Annotated in this window: 15 protein-coding genes; 6 read left to right on the forward strand and 9 right to left on the reverse strand. The window is 67.6% G+C overall.

The features are described 5' to 3' along the window. Window positions 1-22: 22 nt before the first annotated feature. Window positions 23-934: a LysR family transcriptional regulator gene (locus tag AB4Z32_RS05415; protein ID WP_441934897.1), complete on the forward strand. Its 912-nt coding sequence runs from the start codon at window positions 23-25 to the stop codon at window positions 932-934. 2 nt (window positions 935-936) lie between these two features. Here the strand turns inward: AB4Z32_RS05415 and AB4Z32_RS05420 are convergent, their stop codons facing one another. After that, the gene (locus AB4Z32_RS05420; protein WP_441934898.1) at window positions 937-1,926 is read right to left on the reverse strand and encodes a PAS domain-containing protein; all 990 of its coding nucleotides are present in this window, start codon (window positions 1,924-1,926) and stop codon (window positions 937-939) included. 241 nt (window positions 1,927-2,167) lie between these two features. Here AB4Z32_RS05420 and AB4Z32_RS05425 point away from each other — a divergent pair, with 241 nt between their 5' ends. The 5 genes from AB4Z32_RS05425 (at window position 2,168) to AB4Z32_RS05445 (ending at window position 8,628) form a co-directional block, all read left to right on the forward strand. Beyond that, window positions 2,168-3,778 (forward strand): BCCT family transporter, encoded by a 1,611-nt coding sequence (locus tag AB4Z32_RS05425; RefSeq protein ID WP_441934899.1) that lies wholly within the window; start codon window positions 2,168-2,170, stop codon window positions 3,776-3,778. 100 nt (window positions 3,779-3,878) lie between these two features. Next, a complete protein-coding gene (locus tag AB4Z32_RS05430; RefSeq protein ID WP_441934900.1) occupies window positions 3,879-5,000 on the forward strand; it encodes an aromatic ring-hydroxylating oxygenase subunit alpha in 1,122 nt (373 codons plus the stop codon). Beyond that, window positions 4,993-6,477, forward strand: coding sequence for an NAD-dependent succinate-semialdehyde dehydrogenase (locus AB4Z32_RS05435; RefSeq protein ID WP_441934901.1), 1,485 nt, complete (start codon window positions 4,993-4,995; stop codon window positions 6,475-6,477). The genes AB4Z32_RS05430 and AB4Z32_RS05435 overlap by 8 nt, the downstream gene beginning before the upstream one ends. Before the next feature lie 24 nt (window positions 6,478-6,501). After that, window positions 6,502-7,479 (forward strand): PDR/VanB family oxidoreductase, encoded by a 978-nt coding sequence (locus tag AB4Z32_RS05440; protein WP_441934902.1) that lies wholly within the window; start codon window positions 6,502-6,504, stop codon window positions 7,477-7,479. A gap of 39 nt (window positions 7,480-7,518) precedes the next feature. Continuing rightward, window positions 7,519-8,628: a porin gene (locus AB4Z32_RS05445; RefSeq protein WP_441934903.1), complete on the forward strand. Its 1,110-nt coding sequence runs from the start codon at window positions 7,519-7,521 to the stop codon at window positions 8,626-8,628. Window positions 8,629-8,637: 9 nt separating this feature from the next. On the opposite strand, the gene AB4Z32_RS05450 is transcribed toward AB4Z32_RS05445, so the two are convergent. The 8 genes from AB4Z32_RS05450 to AB4Z32_RS05485 are packed head-to-tail and all read right to left on the reverse strand — an operon-like array spanning window position 8,638 to window position 16,045. Further along, window positions 8,638-9,564, reverse strand: a complete 927-nt coding sequence (locus tag AB4Z32_RS05450) for an ACP S-malonyltransferase (RefSeq protein WP_441934904.1) — start codon at window positions 9,562-9,564, stop codon at window positions 8,638-8,640. 2 nt (window positions 9,565-9,566) lie between these two features. Continuing rightward, window positions 9,567-10,445 carry a triphosphoribosyl-dephospho-CoA synthase MdcB gene (mdcB, locus tag AB4Z32_RS05455; RefSeq protein ID WP_441934905.1) on the reverse strand — a complete coding sequence of 293 codons (879 nt, stop codon included), beginning with the start codon at window positions 10,443-10,445 and terminating at the stop codon, window positions 9,567-9,569. Then, entirely contained in the window at window positions 10,438-11,121 is a 684-nt protein-coding gene (gene mdcG / locus AB4Z32_RS05460) for a malonate decarboxylase holo-[acyl-carrier-protein] synthase (RefSeq protein ID WP_441934906.1), read from the reverse strand. Before mdcG ends, mdcB begins: the two co-directional genes overlap by 8 nt. Beyond that, window positions 11,105-11,821: a biotin-independent malonate decarboxylase subunit gamma gene (gene mdcE / locus AB4Z32_RS05465; RefSeq protein ID WP_441934907.1), complete on the reverse strand. Its 717-nt coding sequence runs from the start codon at window positions 11,819-11,821 to the stop codon at window positions 11,105-11,107. Before mdcE ends, mdcG begins: the two co-directional genes overlap by 17 nt. Next, entirely contained in the window at window positions 11,818-12,717 is a 900-nt protein-coding gene (locus AB4Z32_RS05470) for a biotin-independent malonate decarboxylase subunit beta (protein ID WP_441934908.1), read from the reverse strand. Before AB4Z32_RS05470 ends, mdcE begins: the two co-directional genes overlap by 4 nt. After that, a complete protein-coding gene (mdcC, locus tag AB4Z32_RS05475; RefSeq protein WP_441934909.1) occupies window positions 12,714-13,025 on the reverse strand; it encodes a malonate decarboxylase acyl carrier protein in 312 nt (103 codons plus the stop codon). The genes AB4Z32_RS05470 and mdcC overlap by 4 nt, the downstream gene beginning before the upstream one ends. A 2-nt stretch (window positions 13,026-13,027) precedes the next feature. Continuing rightward, window positions 13,028-14,695 carry a malonate decarboxylase subunit alpha gene (gene mdcA / locus AB4Z32_RS05480; protein WP_441934910.1) on the reverse strand — a complete coding sequence of 556 codons (1,668 nt, stop codon included), beginning with the start codon at window positions 14,693-14,695 and terminating at the stop codon, window positions 13,028-13,030. Beyond that, entirely contained in the window at window positions 14,696-16,045 is a 1,350-nt protein-coding gene (locus AB4Z32_RS05485; protein ID WP_441934911.1) for a TRAP transporter large permease, read from the reverse strand. It lies immediately after the preceding gene.

Raw genomic sequence — 16,045 nt, forward strand, 5'->3', positions numbered from 1 at the left:
CTTGCCGATGCTTCCTCTTCCCATGCGCCCAGATCTCCATGCCAGCCGTTCCCTGCTGGAAGACCTCAAGCTGTTCTGTACCGTCGTCAGGAAGCACAGCTTTTCCGCGACGGCGGCTGAGCTCGGGGTCTCGAATGCCTTCGTCAGCAAGCGCATCGCGGTGCTGGAACAGACCCTCGGGGTGCGCCTGCTGCACCGGACCACGCGCACGCTGGCCCTGACCGACCATGGCACGGTGGTCCACCAGTGGGCGCTGCGGATCCAGGAAGACGTCGACCAGCTGGGCGAGGCCATCTCGCAGAAGGGGAGTACGCCGCGCGGGCTGCTGCGCCTGTGTACCAGTTCCGGATTCGGGCGCAACCGCGTCGGCCAGGCTGTCTCCGCGCTGGCCCGCAAGTATCCCGAGCTGGAAGTGCAGCTCGAACTGCTGGACCGGCCGATCGACCTGATCGCCGAAGGCTTCCACCTCGACATCCGGGTGGGACAGGTGCAGGAGCCGCACCTGATCGCGCGCCGCATCGCCAGGAACCAGCGCGTGCTGTGCGCCGCGCCGGCCTATCTCGAGCGCCACGGCATGCCGCGGCAGCTGGCCGAGCTGGCGCAGCACCAGTGCATCGTGATCCGCGAGCGCGACCAGGACTTCGGCCGCTGGAAGCTGAGCGGGCCGGCCGGCGAGGAAACCGTGCGCGTCAAGGGGGCGCTCTCGACCAATAACGGCGAACTGGTACACCAGTGGGCGATCGACGGCCACGGCATCATCCTGCGCTCGATCTGGGACGTCGGCCGCAGCCTGGACGATGGGCGCCTGGCGAGGGTGCTGCCGGACTACGCGCAGGAAGCCGACGTCTGGGCCATCTATCCGGCGCGGCTGGGAACGACGGCCAATGTGCGGGTTTGCGTCGCCTTTCTGGAAGAATGGCTGAACGCGTCTTGAGTTTATAAGGGCTGGATCGCGACGACCACCCAGGCCGGCCCGCCATCGTCGCGCCGTCCGGCAGTCACGCGCACTTGCGCCGGCAGCGCTTCGCCGCGGCTGTCCTGCAGGACGGTCTCGAAGGGAGAGGGCGACTTGGCGCGCGCACTGCGCCGCAGGCGCGCGCCGCCGTCCGTGAACAGCTTCAGCAAGGCTTCGCCTTCCAGTTCCGCCTTCGGCCAGCCGAGCCAGGCCGCCAGCGCATCGTTGACGGACTCGCAGCGCAGGTCCGCATCCAGCAGGGCCATGCAACCGGCACTCAGCTCGAGCACCGCGCGGCAGCGCGCCCGTTCTTCGCGCAAGGACTGCTCGACCAGCTTTTGCGCGGTGTTCTCCATGCTGATGCCGACGAACTTGATGACTCTTCCGTCGAACTCGCGCACCGGCGTGGCGCGGGAGCTGATCCAGCGGACGGTGCCGTCGGGCTGGATCAGGCGGAAATCGAATTCGTGCGGGCTGCCGAGACGGATCGACTCCTCGTAGATCCGCTGCATCATCGGGATGTCGTCCGGGTGCACGTGGGTATAGAAGGTTTCGTTGCTCTCGACCTGCCAGCCGTAGACCGACTCCACGTTCGACGAGTACTTGACGTCGTCGGTGATGAGGTCCCATTCCCAGGTCACGATGCGGGCACCTTCCTGGGCCAGCTTCATGCGCGCTTCGTTGGCCACCACCTCGGCGGTGTAGCGGCGGCGCACGTCGGTCATCGGCAGGTCGACCGTCGTCGCGCTTTCCATTTCGTGCTGCGCCTGTTCGCCGTAGCGCAGCCAGACCCAGTTCACGCCCAGGAAGGCGGCCAGCTTGCGCAGCTTCTCGTAATCGATCTCGCCGCCTTTGGTCCACTTGTGCACCGCCGGTCGGGACACGCCTAACACAGTCGCGACTGCCTGCAAGGTCAGGTTCTTATGTTCGAGCAGCTCCTTGAGGCGGAACGCAAAACTGTTTTCTGTCATAAATCGATCCAAGTTGGCGGTATGGCAAGGTGCCGTTCGAAAGTATAGCTCAGCGACCCGGTGCGTAAAAAACTCGCAAATTCTGCTTGTACACGGCTCGCAAATTCCCTAGAATGAATTCGTAAACCATAGTTTTACCGTAAACCAGTAGTTTACATAACTCCGCAGATGAGTGCCAGTACTGGACCAGACATGCGGAACAAATAAATAATCCATGTGCGAGCGCACAGGAGGAGACAGTATGAAAAACACCTCGCTACGCAGCGACGGGTTTCTGACCGGCTGCACCATCGCGGCCGTGCTGGTGACCGTCGTCGCCCTGGCGGAATGGCCTGCCCAGGCAGCCGCCACCGCTTCCCACCTCTTCGAATGGTCGACGCGTTCCTTCGGGGCGCTGGTCCAGGTACTCGCCTTCGGCTGCGTGCTGGCCTGCCTGGCCCTCGCGTTCAGCAAGTACGGCAACGTGCGGCTGGGCGAAGACAAGCCGGAATATTCGACCCTCTCCTGGATCTTCATGTTCATCTGCGCCGGCATGGGTTCGTCCACCATGTACTGGGGCGTGATGGAGTGGGTCTACTACTACCAGACGCCGGGCCTGAACATCGCCAGCGGCAGCCGCGACGCGCTGGAGTACAGCATCAGCTACTCCTTCTTCCACTGGGGCCTGAGTGCGTGGGCGATCTATGCGCTGCCGTCGCTGGCCATGGCCTACCACTTCCACGTCCGCAAGAACAAGGGGCTGAACCTGGCTTCCATCGTCGAGGCCATCACGGGCTTCCGCGCTTCCGGCCCGGTCGGGCGGGTGGTCGACCTGATCTTCCTGCTGACGATGTTCGGCGCACTCACCGTCTCGATCGCGCTGACCGCATCGACCCTGACGCGCGGCCTGGCGAGCCTGACCGGCGTGCCCGATACCTTCACCACCCAGCTGGTCATCATCGTCGGCGTGTCGATCCTGTTCTCGCTGAGCGCCTACGTGGGCATCGACGGCGGCATGCAGCGCCTGAGCCATATGGTCTGCTGGGGCGCGCTGCTGCTGGCCGCGGTGGTGTTCGTGATCGGTCCGACCCAGTTCACCGGTAATAACATCGTGAACGGTTTGGGGCGCATGCTGCAGGACTATGTGCACATGAGCCTCTTCACCGACCCGGCCGGCGACGGTTCCTTCAGCCGCAGCTGGACCGTGTTCTACTGGCTCTGGTGGGTCTCGTATTCGCCCGGCGTCGCGATGTTCGTCGCCCGCGTGTCGAAGGGCCGCAAGATCCGCGAAGTGATCATGGCCCTCCTGCTGGGCGGCAGCGTCGGATGCTGGTTCTTCTTCGGCGCCCTCGAAAGCTACAGCATGCACCAGTTCCTGTCGGGCGCCATCGACGTCCCGCGCATCCTGAAGGAACACGGCGGCGAGGAGGCGGTCCAGATTCTGCTGAACGCCATGCCGGCCGGTCAGTTCTTCCTCGGCGTCTACCTGGCCATCATGGTCGTCTTCCTGGCCGCCCACGTCGACGCCGTCGCCTACGCAGTGGCCGCCACCACCACCCGCAACCTGCGCGAAGGCGAGGATCCGACGCCGACCAGCCGCGTGTTCTGGTGCGTGATGCTGACCCTGGTGCCGCTGGCCATGCTGTTCACCAAGGCATCGCTGGAGACCATGAAGACCGCCGTGGTGCTGACCGCGATTCCCTTCCTGGCCATCCTCGCCATTAAGCTGTTCGGCCTGTTCCGCTGGCTGAGCCAGGACTACGGCAATATACCGGCCCACCTGATCGAGTCGTCCACGATGCCGCCGCCGCATGCGAAGCCTGCATCGCCGGACCGGGACGCCGGCAGCAAGCAGGCCGCGATCGCGGAGTGAGTTCCCCGGCACCGTCGCCCCGCACCCGGCACGTCGAATTCTTTTTATATTTTTTTACCGTTATGTTAACCAGCGGTTACCTGTTAAATGTGAGGATACAATGAATCAAACCGTCAAGCTGCCGGCCGAATTCTGCGCCGATACCGAAAACGCCTGGACGCTGCCGGCGTCCTGCTACACCGACCCTGCCGTCTTCGAGTACGAGAAGGAAAAGATCTTCGCCCACAGCTGGATCTGCGTCGCCCACCGCAGCGAGCTGGCGGAGAAGAACGACTACATCACCCGCGAGGTGATCGGTGAGAACATCGTGGTGCTGCGCGACCGCGACGGCGTGCTGCGCGCTTTCTACAACGTCTGCCCGCACCGCGGCCACCAGCTGCTGAGCGGCAGCGGCCGGGCGCGCAACGTGATCACCTGTCCGTATCACGCCTGGACCTTCAAGCTGGACGGCGAGCTGGCCCATGCGCGCAACTGCGACAACGTGCCGAACTTCGACAAGGACAAGTCCAGCCTGGTGCCGGTCAAGGTCGAAGAGTATGCCGGCTTCGTCTTCGTCAACATGGATCCCGAGGCCGGCACCGTGGAACAGCAGCTACCCGGCCTGGAAAGCCGTCTGCGCGCCGCCTGCCCGGTGATCGACCAGCTGCAGCTGGGCGCCCGCTTCGTCACCGAGACGGCGGCCAACTGGAAGAGCATCGTCGACAACTACATGGAGTGCTATCACTGCGGACCGGCCCACCCGGGCTTTTCCGACTCCGTGCAGGTCGACAAATACGTCCACACCCTGCACGGTAACTGGACCCTGCAGTTCGGCCTGGCCAAGTCCTCGGAAAAATCGTTCAAGCTCGACCCGTCGATCAAGGACCCGAGCTTCGCCGGCTTCTGGGCCTGGCCCTGCACCATGTTCAACGTGCCGCCGGGCGCCGACTTCATGACCGTCATCTACGAGCTGCCGGTCAGCACCGAAGTCACGCTGCAGCACTACGACATCTACTTCCTCAACAAGGAGCTGACCGAGGAGCAGACCAAGCTGGTCGAGTGGTACCGCAACGTATTCCGCCCGGAAGACCTGAACCTGGTCGAAAGCGTGCAGCGCGGCCTGAAGTCGCGCGGCTATCGCGGCCAGGGCCGCATCATGGTCGACCGCGAACGCAGCGGCATCAGCGAGCACGGCATCGTCCACTTCCACCGCAAGATGGCGAACGAGTACGGCGATGAATGAGCGCGGCCACCTGGAAGGCGCACCGCGCCTGAACGACGAGACCCTGTTGCGCCAGCAGGCCTGCATCGGCGGCGAATGGCGCGACGCGGCCAACGGCGCCACCGTGCAGGTGTTCGATCCGGCCGGCGCCGGACGCATCGGGACCGTGCCCTGCATGGGCGAGGCCGAGACAGTGGCGGCGATCGAAGCCGCCCACGCCGCCCTGCCGGCCTGGCGCGCCCGCACCGCGAAGGAACGCGCGGCGCTGCTGCGCGCATGGTACGAACTGGTCCTGCGGCATGAAGACGACCTGGCCGCCATCATGACCTGGGAGCAGGGCAAGCCCCTGCACGAGGCGCGCGGCGAGATCCGCTACGCCGCCTCCTTCATCGAGTGGTTTGCCGAGGAAGGCAAGCGCGTCTACGGCGACGTGATCCCTTCGCCGAGCGCCGACAAGCGCCTGCTGGTGGTGCGCGAGCCGATCGGCGTGTGCGCCGCCATCACGCCGTGGAACTTCCCGGCCGCGATGATCGCCCGCAAGGCCGGGCCGGCGCTGGCCGCCGGCTGCACCATGGTCGTCAAGCCCGCCAACGAGACGCCGTTCAGCGCGCTGGCGCTGGCCGAACTCGCGCTGCGGGCCGGCATTCCAGCCGGCGTGCTGAACGTCGTCACCGGCGATGCCGTCGCCATCGGCAGCCAGCTCACCGGCCACCCGCTGGTGCGCAAGCTGTCCTTCACCGGCTCGACGCCGGTCGGACGCCTCTTGGCGCAGCAATGCGCCGCCACCGTCAAGAAGGTCTCGCTCGAACTGGGCGGCAATGCACCCTTCATCGTGTTCGAGGATGCCGACATCGACGCCGCCGTCGACGGCGCGCTGCAGGCCAAGTACCGCAACGCCGGCCAGACCTGCGTCTGCGTCAACCGCCTCTACGTGCACGACGCCGTCTACGAACGCTTCGTCGAGCGCTTCTCGGCCAGGGTCGCGCAGCTGCGCGTCGGGAGCGGCTTCGACGCCGCGTCCGAGATCGGCCCGCTCATCAGCGGCAAGGCGATCGACAAGGTGGCCGAGCTGGTGGCCGATGCGGTCGGCAAGGGCGCCCGGGTGGCGGTCGGCGGCGCCATGCATGCCGCCGGCCCCGGCTTCTATGCGCCGACGGTGCTGACGGAAGTCGCGCCCGGCATGCGCATCCTCGACGAGGAGGTGTTCGGACCGGTGGCGCCGATCGTGCGCTTCCGTTCCGAGGACGAGGTCGTGCGCATGGCCAACGACACCATCTACGGGCTCGCCGCCTACTTCTACAGCCGGGACATCGGCCGCGCCTGGCGCGTGGCGGAGCAGCTCGAATATGGCATGGTCGGCATCAACACCGGCCTGATCTCGAACGAAGTCGCGCCCTTCGGCGGCGTGAAACAGTCGGGGCTCGGCCGCGAAGGCTCGCGCTACGGCATCGAAGACTATATGGAAATGAAGTACCTCTGCATGGCCGTCCAGGCGTAGCGGAGGAAAGACGAGATCGCAGCAATGGAAAATTCATATCGGACCATCCCGGTCAGGGTGGCGCGTATCGACACCGTCACCCCGCTGATCAAGCGTTTCACCCTCGAAGCCGCCGACGGCGGCACGCTGCCCGCGTTCACCGGCGGCAGCCACGTCATCGTGCAGATGCGTGACGGCGACCGGCGCTACAGCAATGCCTATTCGCTGATGAGTTCACCGGAAGCCCTGGGCGCCTACCAGATCGGGGTGCGCCGCGAGACGCCGTCGAAAGGCGGCTCGGCCTTCCTTCACGACCGCGTGAAGGAGGGCGACCTGCTCGACATCACCACGCCGAACAATCTGTTCGCGCTGTCGGACGAGGCGCGGCATCACGTGCTGATCGCGGGCGGCATCGGCATCACGCCCTTCATGTCGCAGATGCACGAGCTGCGCCGGCGCGGCGGCTCCCACGAGCTGCACTACGCCTTCCGCGGGCCCGAGCATGGCGCCTTCAGCGAGGAGCTGGAAGAACTGGCCGGACAGTCCTCGGGCAAGGTCCGCTTCTACGTCGACCGCCTCGGCCAGCAGCTCGACCTGGGCGGCCTGTTCGGCGGCCTGGCCGAAGGCGCGCACGTCTACGTCTGCGGCCCGGCGGGGCTGATCGAGGCGGTGCGCAAGGCGGCGCAGGCGGCCGGGGTCGATCCCGGAAGAGTGCACTGGGAGCAGTTTGCGGCTTCCACGTCCGCGAACGACGGTGCTTTCACGGTGGTGCTGGCGAAATCCGGCAAGACCGTCGAAGTGGGCGCCGGCGAATCGATCCTGAAGGCGATCGAACGGGACAAGGCCGTACAGGTGGAATGCCTGTGCCGCGAGGGCGTGTGCGGGACCTGCGAGACCCGCATCCTCGAAGGCGAAGCCGAACACCTCGACCAATACCTCAGCAATGCCGAAAAGGACGCCCAGCAGACCATGATGATCTGCGTGTCGCGCGCCCGCAGCGGCAAGCTGGTGCTGGACCTATAAGCCCCTCGAAAAAGAGCGAGAGACGCCATGGAGGAGACAATGATGACAAATGCAGGTTCGTGGAAGCGGGCGGCCGTCGTGTGCCTGGGCGCAGGCATGCTGATGCCGCTGGCGCCGCTGGCGATAGCCGCCGAGTCGGGCGTGACGGTGTACGGCGTGATCAGCTCGGCGTTGCGATATACCTCGAACATCGACGGCAAGGGCGGCAACAAGACCGAAGTGGTGGCCAGCGGGATCGGCGGCAGCCGCCTGGGCATCTCGGGGACCGAAGACCTCGGCGGCGGCAACAAGGCCATTTTCCAGCTCGAGAGCGGCTTCGGCACCGATACCGGCCAGCCGGAATACGGCATCCTGTTCGGCAGGCAGGCCTTCGTGGGCCTGAGCGGTTCCTGGGGCAGCCTGACCTTCGGCCGCCAGTACAACGCCGTGAACAACGTCGGCTGGTCCTTCAATCCGCTCGACCAGAGCTGGGGCAACTACTGGTCCGATCCCTACTACACGGGCGGCGACATCTTCATGCAGGGCTACCGCATCGACAACAGCGTCATCTACAAGCGCAGCGTCGGCCCGGTCAGCCTGCAGCTCGACTACGGGGCGGGCGAGCAGACGGGCGGCGGCACGCGCGGTTCGACCTTCGGCGGCGGCATCATGTATTCGAAGGACGGCCTCGGGCTGGGCGCGGCCTACGACGAGCGCCGTGCGTCATCGGAAGGTGGCAATACGATCAGCAACTACACCCTGGGCGCGTCCTGGGCCGCCGGCAAGGCGACCACCTATGTCGGTCGGATGGGGCGCCACGAAAGCGCCGGCGATGCGCGCTTCCTCATCTCCTACATCGGCCTGGGCTACCAGCTCACGCCGGCCCTGCACCTGTCGGGCGCCTTCTACCGCTACGTCCAGAGCGGCGGCGTGACGACCCAGTTCCAGGCGGCGCCGATCCTGCTCGGCAGCGGCCGCACGAATGTGTTCGCCGCCGTGGCCGACTATGCGCTGTCCAGGCGCACCAGCCTGTTCCTGGAAGCGGATGTGAACGATGCGCACGACGGCGCGGTGGGACGCGAGACCGAATACTGGGGCTCGGGACCGGTCCTTGGGCTCGGCCACGCGGCCCGCAAGGGTGTGATGGTCGGCTTGCGCCACCAGTTCTGACGACCGGTGTCAGGCCTGGGCCGCGACCCAGGCCGCGATGCCCTTCACGCTGCGGAAATCCGCCACCGAGCGGCAGGCGATCTGCGGATGCCGTTCGCGCAGCATGCGCGACAGCGCGCTGCCGGGACCCAGCTCCAGGGCGACGTCGATGCGCGCCTCGAGCATCGCGTCCAGGCACTCGGTCCAGCGGATCGTGGTTGCCGTCTGCAGCGCGAGCAGCTCGGCCGCCTGTGCGGCGTCGTGCACGGCGGACGCGCTCACGCCCGCCAGCAGCGGCAGGGCAGGGGCGGCGGCATGCTCCCCCAGCAGGCTGCGCAGCGGATCGACCGCGCTCGCCAGCAGGCCGGTATGCGAAGCCACCGTGATCGGCAAGGGTTTATATGTTGCCCCCATCGAAGGCGCGAGTGCCGCCAGGCGGTCCAGGTTTGCGCGCAGGCCGCCGGCAACCAGGGCGCCGGGCGTGTCGATGGCCGCTTCGCAGCCGGCTTGCCGGACGAGGTCCAGCGCGGCTTGCGATGTGAGCCCGGAGACCGCCGCCATGCCCTGTTCGCCGGCGCTGGCCGCGGCTTCGCTCATGATCGCGGCGCGCCGCGAGGCAATGGCGACCGCCCGCTCCAGCGGCAGGGCGCTGGCGATCGCATAGGCGCTGACTTCGCCGACGCTATAGCCGGCCACCAGAGCCGGGCGCGGCAGGCGTTCGGCCAGCATGGTCCAGGCCATCAGGGTGGCGGCCACCACCAGCGGCTGGGCGCAGAGGTTGTCGAACATGGCCGAGGGGTGAGAGAGCAGGTCCCGCAATGGCTTCTCCGCCACCGGACCGTCCGCATCGCGCAGCCAGGCTTCGGCCTGGCCGAAGGCTGCCTGGTCGCCGCTTGCGAGGCCGAACATCGCCGGGCTTTGCGCGCCCTGTCCGGGGCAGAGGATGGCCAGCCGCATCGTCAGGGCGCTCCCTCGGTCGCCAGGGAATGGACGAAGCAGGTCGCGGCCAGCAGGTCGGCCGCGCCGCCGGGCGACAGGCGGTGCGCGACGAAGCGGCGGTGCGCCGCCACCGCGTCCTCCTCCCAGTCGCCGGCCGCGGTGCCGCCGCGCTCCAGGAAACGCAGGGAGGTGTCGCGCACGATGCGCGCCCCTGCGGCGCCGCCGCGGTGATACACGTTCGTATCGGACAGCCCGGCCATCAGCGTGAACAGGGTGTCGATGCGGGCGCAGCGCAGGCCGCGCCCGGCCGCCAGCGTACGGCGCAGGGTGGGCAGGGCCAGTTCGAAAATCGCGGGAAAGCCGGCCGCCGCCTGTTCGCGCGCGCCCGGCGCCGCATGACGGCTGCGGACCAGCGCACCGTTCGATGCGGCAGGGCCCCGGTGGCCGGCCAGCGCTTCACCCCAGCAGTCCGCCAGCGTGGCGCGCAGCACCTCCGGCTGCCAGGACGAGGACGCCGCACGCCCGGCCGCCGCGCACAGCAGGCCGAGCGAAAAGATCGCCCCGCGATGCGTGTTGATGCCGCCGGTGGCAAGCAGCATGCGCCGCTCCGCTTCGATGCCCAGCCGGCGCAGGGTCTCGAATCCGCTTCGTCTGGTGCCGGCCAGCGCGATGTCGAGGAAGTAGCGGCGCAGCGAGAACAGGCTGCGTACGAAGGTCGAGGCATCCATGTCGTCGTGGCTGCCGGTATCCACCAGCGACACCAGGCCGGGCTTGGGATACAGCGCGAGTTCCTGGTACAGGCTGCGCACCGCGTGGCGCGCGACGATGGCGCCGGCTGCGGCGGCATCGTCGGCATCGGCGGCCGCGTGGCCGCGCTCGCGCAGGCAGGCCTCAGCCATGACGGCCACCGTCCGTGCCGAACTGGGCGAGCAGGGCGTCGCGTCGCAGCAGCGCCACGGAATTCAGGTGCTTGGCCAGCACGCGATCGAGTTTGCCGGCCTCCTGCGTGTCAGTGCCCAGCCATTCTTTCCAGGACACCGCATGACCGAAGGGGAATTCGATCTCGCCGTCCAGCGGCAGGCTTTGCGCATGGCGCGCCAGCAGCGCCAGGCCGGTCTCGAGCTGGGCCTCGTCGAGGGGACGCAGCAGCAGGTCGATGTCCGAGCCGGCGCCGAGATAGCAATCGCCGGTCAGCGTCTGCATCGCCATCGAGCCGAACACCCGGCAGTCCACGCCCGCGGCGCGCAGTGCGATGCGCAGGTTGCGCAGGCCTGGCTGCCAGGCGGCCGGCGCCTCGGCTTCGTCCAGCGCCAGCGCGCCCCGCGTTGCCGCGACTTCGCTGCGTTCGACGGCAAAGCCGAGCCTGACCTTCCGGCCGCTGTGCGGATCGGGCGGGGCGGGGATGCCCAGGCAGAGCAGGCCGGGCGGTGTGTCCGGCTCGAGCCGGCGCACCACGGCCGGCAAGCCGCGCGCCTGCCAGCCGAGGGCCAGCTCGCGCGCCGCGCCGTCCAGGCCGCCCAGGGCCGACGCCCAGCCCTGCGGCGTCAGCCAGACCAGGTCATGCCGCCTGTACATCGGATCCCGTGCGTACCGCCTGCGCGACCGCGAAGGCCAGCTTGCGGCCGCCGCGTTCCAGCCCGAGTTCGGCGCGGCGGTCTCCAGGTCCCGCCTGGGCCAGCGCATCCTCCAGCGCCGCCGCCAAGTTCTCGTGCCAGATCCCGGCCACGCCGCCCATGCGCAGGTAGTTTTCCGCACCGGGCGCGAACACCGGGTTGTCCTGGGCCAGCGCTTCCAGCCGTTCGAGCGGCACCTTGGTGATGCGCGCCATGGCCGGCAGGCCCATCACGCGGATGGTGGCCTCGGGCAGGGCATAGCAGGCATCGGCGATCAGGCCACTGGTGATGAAGCCGCCCGACAGCGCCTGGTCGTACACCAGGCCGACGATGCGGTGGCCGCTCCGCCGCGCCAGCTCGACGCATTTGCCCAGGTGGGCCATGTAGCTGTTAATGCCCAACATCTCGTCGCGGCGGCGCAGGCGCTGGCCTTCGGTGTCGACCAGGATCACGATCGCCCTGCCGGGATGGCGCCTGACCGTGTCGAGGATGGCACTGGCCTGCGCCAGCGCGATCTCGACGCCGATCGGCGTGTGCCCGGTGGTGCCGATCACGGTCACCGTCTTTCCGTTCACCTGGGCTTCGCCGCTCAGGAAGCAGTCGCGTTCGACGATGCGGTGGCCCTGCGGGAACAGGGCGTCCGCCACTTGTTGCCAGTTCATGATGCGGCTCCTTCACGGTGGCTGTCGGCCAGTTCGCGGAATGCGTCGATCTCCAGCAGCGGCACCGATTGCGGCTCGCCGATGCCGAGGTCTTCCCAGATCTCCAGCGGATCGTCGAGCTTGCCGAAGCGTTCGAGGCGGCTGCCGAGCATGCGCTGCTCGGCTTCCAGCGCTTCGAGCGTCAGCCCGGTCCCCGCGCCGCGCGCCGCATCGGCCAGCCGCAGCGCCGCATCGCGGAAGGCCGCGACGTCGTCGGCCACGATGGCCTGGGCGTCGCCGATCAGGTAGCGGTGCTTGCCGCCGGTGACGCGCCAGACCAGGGCGCGGTCGCGGGCGTCGAATTCCTCGACGCCGCCGGCGGTCTCGATGACTTCCGGCCCCGACATCGCCAGCCGGCTTTCTTCGGAGATCACGACACCGTTGGTGCAGCGGGCCACGATGCCCATGCCGCCGAAGCAGCCGTTCGAGCCGCCCACCAGGGCGATCACCGGAATACCGGCGGCGCGGGTGTCGAGCACGGCGCGCATGACTTCCGATACGGCGATCAGGCCGGCGTTCGCTTCGTGCAGGCGCACGCCGCCGGTCTCCAGCAGCAGCAGCACGGCGCCGGCGCTTTCGTCGACGGCGCGGCGCAGCATGCCCACCAGCTTGGCGCCATGGACTTCGCCGACCGCGCCGCCCATGAAGCCGCCTTCCTGGGCGGCGATGAACACCTGCCTGCCCTGGATACTGCCCTTGCCGACCACCACGCCATCGTCGAAGGACACCGGCGCATCGAGCTGGTGCAGGTGAGGACTCACCACGCGCAGCTGCGGCGGCAGGAATTCCGTAAAGCTGCCTTCATCCAGCATGCCGGCGATGCGCTGGCGCGCGGTGGCTTCCTGGTAGCTGCTCATGAGGCCTCTCCTGTGATGGATTCGGCCGCCTGGTCGAGCCGCAGGCTGACCACCGCCGGGGTCGCGCCCATGTCGTTGATGGACACGCGCACGTCGGCCAGCTGCCAGCGCTGGTGGAAGTCACGCACCACCGCTTCCCAGATCGGACCGAAGCCGTGGGCGGCGGTGCTGATCTCGATCGCGCAGGCGCCGTCCAGCGGCTGGCGCTCGATCAGGATCTCCAGGTTGCCGGAGCCGACCACGCCCACCAGGCGGGCACCAATGATCCGGCGTTGGCCGCCGTTGAAATTGAATCGTAGGGTTTCCATGATTACCAGTTCCTGAACTGTTTGGGCGGCTTGTACAGGCCGTGGGATGCCCGCACCAGGTCCTTCATGTTCCTGGCCGCCAGCAGGTCGCGCGTGGCGAGCCGCTTGTCGATGCCGAGGTCCTCGGGACGCTGGACGATGCCGCGGTCGCGCAGGTTTTCCACCATGCGCCGGTCGCGCGCCAGCCCGACCGGCGTGTAGCCGGCCACGCCGCGGATCGCCTGTTCGCGCTCCTCGTCGGTACGGCACAGCAGCAGGTTGGCGATGCCTTCTTCTGTCAGGATGTGGGTGACGTCGTCGCCGTAGATCATCACCGGCGGGATCGCCATCTTCGCCTGCTCGGCCAGCTGCCAGGCATCGAGGGTTTCGACGAAGGCCGGCTGCATGTGCTCGCGGAAGGTCTCGACCATCTGCACCACCAGCTTTCGGCCACGCGGGATGGCTGGCGTGCCGCGCCGCGCCTGTTCGCCGGCCTTCAGCCAGGCCGGGCTGGCGTGACGGCGGCCGCGCGCGTCGGCACCCATGTTCGGCGCGCCGCCGAAGCCGGAGATGCGGCCCAGGGTCGCCGTCGACGAGTTGCCCTGCAGGTCGATCTGCAGGGTCGAGCCGATGAACATGTCGCAGGCGTAGTGACCGGCCACCTGGGAGAAGGCGCGGTTGCTGCGCATGCTGCCGTCCGGGCCGACGAAGAACACGTCGGGACGCGAGCGCACATAGTCTTCCATGCCGAGCTCGGAGCCGAAGGAGTGCACGGTCTCGACGAAGCCGGCCTCGATCGCGGGAATCAGGGCCGGGTGCGGGTTCAGCGCCCAGTTGCGGCCGATCTTGCCCTTCAGGCCCAGCGAGGCCGCATAGGTCGGCAGCAGCAGTTCGATGGCGGCGGTGTCGAAGCCGATGCCGTGGTTCAGGCGCTCGACCTGGTACTCGGCATAGATGCCCTTGATGGCCATCATCGCCATCAGGACCTGGATCTCGGAGATCAATGCCGGGTCGCGCGTGAACAGCGGCTCGATGTAGTGCGGGGTCGGCGCCGCCACCGTGAAGTCGACCCAGTCGGCCGGGATGTCGACGCGCGGCAGCACGTCGACGATCTCGTTCACCTGGGCGATCACGATGCCGCTCTTGAAGGCGGTGGCCTCGACGATGGCCGGCGTGTCCTCGGTGTTCGGGCCGGTGTACAGGTTGCCGTGGCGGTCGGCCGCCTGGGCCGCCACCAGCGCCACCTGTGGCGTCAGGTCGATGAAGTAGCGGCCGAACAGCTCCAGGTAGGTATGGATCGCGCCGATGTTGATCTTCCCGTTTGAAACCAGCTTGGCGAGGCGGCCGGCCTGCGGTCCGGAAAACGAGAAGTCGACGCGCGCGGCGATGCCCTTGTCGAACACGTCCAGGTGCTCGGGCAGGGCCAGCACCGACTGCAGCATGTGCAAGTTATTGACGCGGCCGGGGTCGAGCGCGGCCAGGGTCCTGGCCAGGAAGTCGGCCTGCTTCTGGTTGTTCCCTTCCAGGCAGACGCGGTCGCCGCATTCGATCACCTGGTGCAGCAGTTCGCGCGCCAGGCCGGTATCGACGATCTTGCCCCGCAGGCCAGCGCCCAGTTGCTCGCGCGCCCGCGCCAGGCGCCGCTCGCGGTTGGCGCGCTGGCGGTCCCAGCTTCTTTCCTTGTTACCCATCTAGCGCGCTCCCATGATCATGTCGGGCAGGGTGGTCGAGATCTGCGGGAACACGCACAGCAGGATCACCGCCACGAACATCAGCACCACGAAGGGCATCACACCCCAGATCACGTCGGACAGCGGGATGTCGGGCGCGATGTTCTTGATGACGAAGATGTTCAGGCCCACCGGCGGGTGGATCAGGCCCATCTCCATCACGATGGTCATCACCACGCCGAACCAGATCAGGTCGAAGCCGGCTTCGCGCAGCGGCGGCAGGATGATGGGCGCGGTCATCAGGATGATCGATACCGGCGGCAGGAAGAAGCCGAACACGATCACCATCAGCAGGATCACCGACAACAGCACCCATTTCGACAGGTGCAGCCCGACCACCCACTGCGCCGCCGACTGGCTGATGTGCAGGTAGCTCATCACGTAGGAGTAGAGCAGGGACATGCCGATGATCATGAGGAGCATGGTCGACTCCTTGATCGTCGAACTCAGGATCGGCCCGAGTTCCTTCGGCCGCCAGATGCCGTACACGACGGCCATCAGCACGATGGCCAGCAGGGCGCCCAGGCCGGCGGTTTCCGACGGCGTCGCATAGCCGCCGTACAGCGCGATCATCACGCCGGTCAGCAGCACCAGGAAGGGCAGCACGCGCGGCAGCATCTCGACCTTTTCCGCCAGCGTGTAGGTGTGGGCGTCCAGGTAGGCCGACTTCTCGCCGCCGCGCTGGTAGAGCTCATGGGCCAGGCGGTATTCCTTGCGCGCCCGGTGAACGGCATAGCCGGCGAACAGCAGGACCAGCATCAGGCCGGGGCCGATACCGGCCAGGAACAGGCGGCCCAGCGACTGCTCGGCGGCCACCGCGTACAGGATCATCGTGATCGACGGCGGCAGCAGGATCCCGAGGGTGCCGCCGGCGGCGATGATGCCGGCCGCGAAACCGGGCGAATAGCCGCGCTTGCGCATTTCCGGAATGCCGGCCGAGCCGATCGCCGAGCAGGTGGCGGGCGAGGAGCCGGCCATGGCGGCGAACAGCGCGCAGGCGAACACGTTGGCGATGCCGAGGCCGCCGGGCACCTTGTTCAGCCAGGCGTGGATGGCCGAGTACAGGTCGCGCCCGGCCGGCGACTTGCCGATCGCCGCGCCCTTCATGATGAAGAGCGGGATCGACAGCAGCGTGATCGATGCCATTTCCTCGTACACGTTCTGGGTGATCGTGTCGAGCGAGGAAGCCGGCATGAAGAAATACATGAACACGGTGGCGACCGCGCCCAGCGCGAAGGCGATCGGCATGCCCGAAAACATGACGACGAGCGTGGCGGCGGCGTAGCCGACGCCGAGGGAAAGTGCGCTCAT

The sequence above is a fragment of the Massilia sp. 2TAF26 genome (genome assembly GCF_052115005.1).
GTDB lineage: Bacteria > Pseudomonadota > Gammaproteobacteria > Burkholderiales > Burkholderiaceae_D > Telluria.

What these genes read in the sequence shown, in the direction of transcription:
- AB4Z32_RS05470 (WP_441934908.1), bottom strand. Translation starts at nt 12,717, where the DNA reads ATGAGCAGCTACCAGGAAGCCACCGCGCGCCAGCGCATCGCCGGCATG.
- AB4Z32_RS05415 (WP_441934897.1), top strand. Translation starts at nt 23, where the DNA reads ATGCGCCCAGATCTCCATGCCAGCCGTTCCCTGCTGGAAGACCTCAAG.
- AB4Z32_RS05435 (WP_441934901.1), top strand. Translation starts at nt 4,993, where the DNA reads ATGAATGAGCGCGGCCACCTGGAAGGCGCACCGCGCCTGAACGACGAG.
- AB4Z32_RS05430 (WP_441934900.1), top strand. Translation starts at nt 3,879, where the DNA reads ATGAATCAAACCGTCAAGCTGCCGGCCGAATTCTGCGCCGATACCGAA.
- AB4Z32_RS05440 (WP_441934902.1), top strand. Translation starts at nt 6,502, where the DNA reads ATGGAAAATTCATATCGGACCATCCCGGTCAGGGTGGCGCGTATCGAC.
- AB4Z32_RS05485 (WP_441934911.1), bottom strand. Translation starts at nt 16,045, where the DNA reads ATGAGCGCACTTTCCCTCGGCGTCGGCTACGCCGCCGCCACGCTCGTC.
- mdcE (WP_441934907.1), bottom strand. Translation starts at nt 11,821, where the DNA reads ATGAACTGGCAACAAGTGGCGGACGCCCTGTTCCCGCAGGGCCACCGC.
- AB4Z32_RS05420 (WP_441934898.1), bottom strand. Translation starts at nt 1,926, where the DNA reads ATGACAGAAAACAGTTTTGCGTTCCGCCTCAAGGAGCTGCTCGAACAT.
- mdcC (WP_441934909.1), bottom strand. Translation starts at nt 13,025, where the DNA reads ATGGAAACCCTACGATTCAATTTCAACGGCGGCCAACGCCGGATCATT.
- mdcA (WP_441934910.1), bottom strand. Translation starts at nt 14,695, where the DNA reads ATGGGTAACAAGGAAAGAAGCTGGGACCGCCAGCGCGCCAACCGCGAG.
- mdcG (WP_441934906.1), bottom strand. Translation starts at nt 11,121, where the DNA reads ATGTACAGGCGGCATGACCTGGTCTGGCTGACGCCGCAGGGCTGGGCG.
- mdcB (WP_441934905.1), bottom strand. Translation starts at nt 10,445, where the DNA reads ATGGCTGAGGCCTGCCTGCGCGAGCGCGGCCACGCGGCCGCCGATGCC.
- AB4Z32_RS05445 (WP_441934903.1), top strand. Translation starts at nt 7,519, where the DNA reads ATGATGACAAATGCAGGTTCGTGGAAGCGGGCGGCCGTCGTGTGCCTG.
- AB4Z32_RS05450 (WP_441934904.1), bottom strand. Translation starts at nt 9,564, where the DNA reads ATGCGGCTGGCCATCCTCTGCCCCGGACAGGGCGCGCAAAGCCCGGCG.
- AB4Z32_RS05425 (WP_441934899.1), top strand. Translation starts at nt 2,168, where the DNA reads ATGAAAAACACCTCGCTACGCAGCGACGGGTTTCTGACCGGCTGCACC.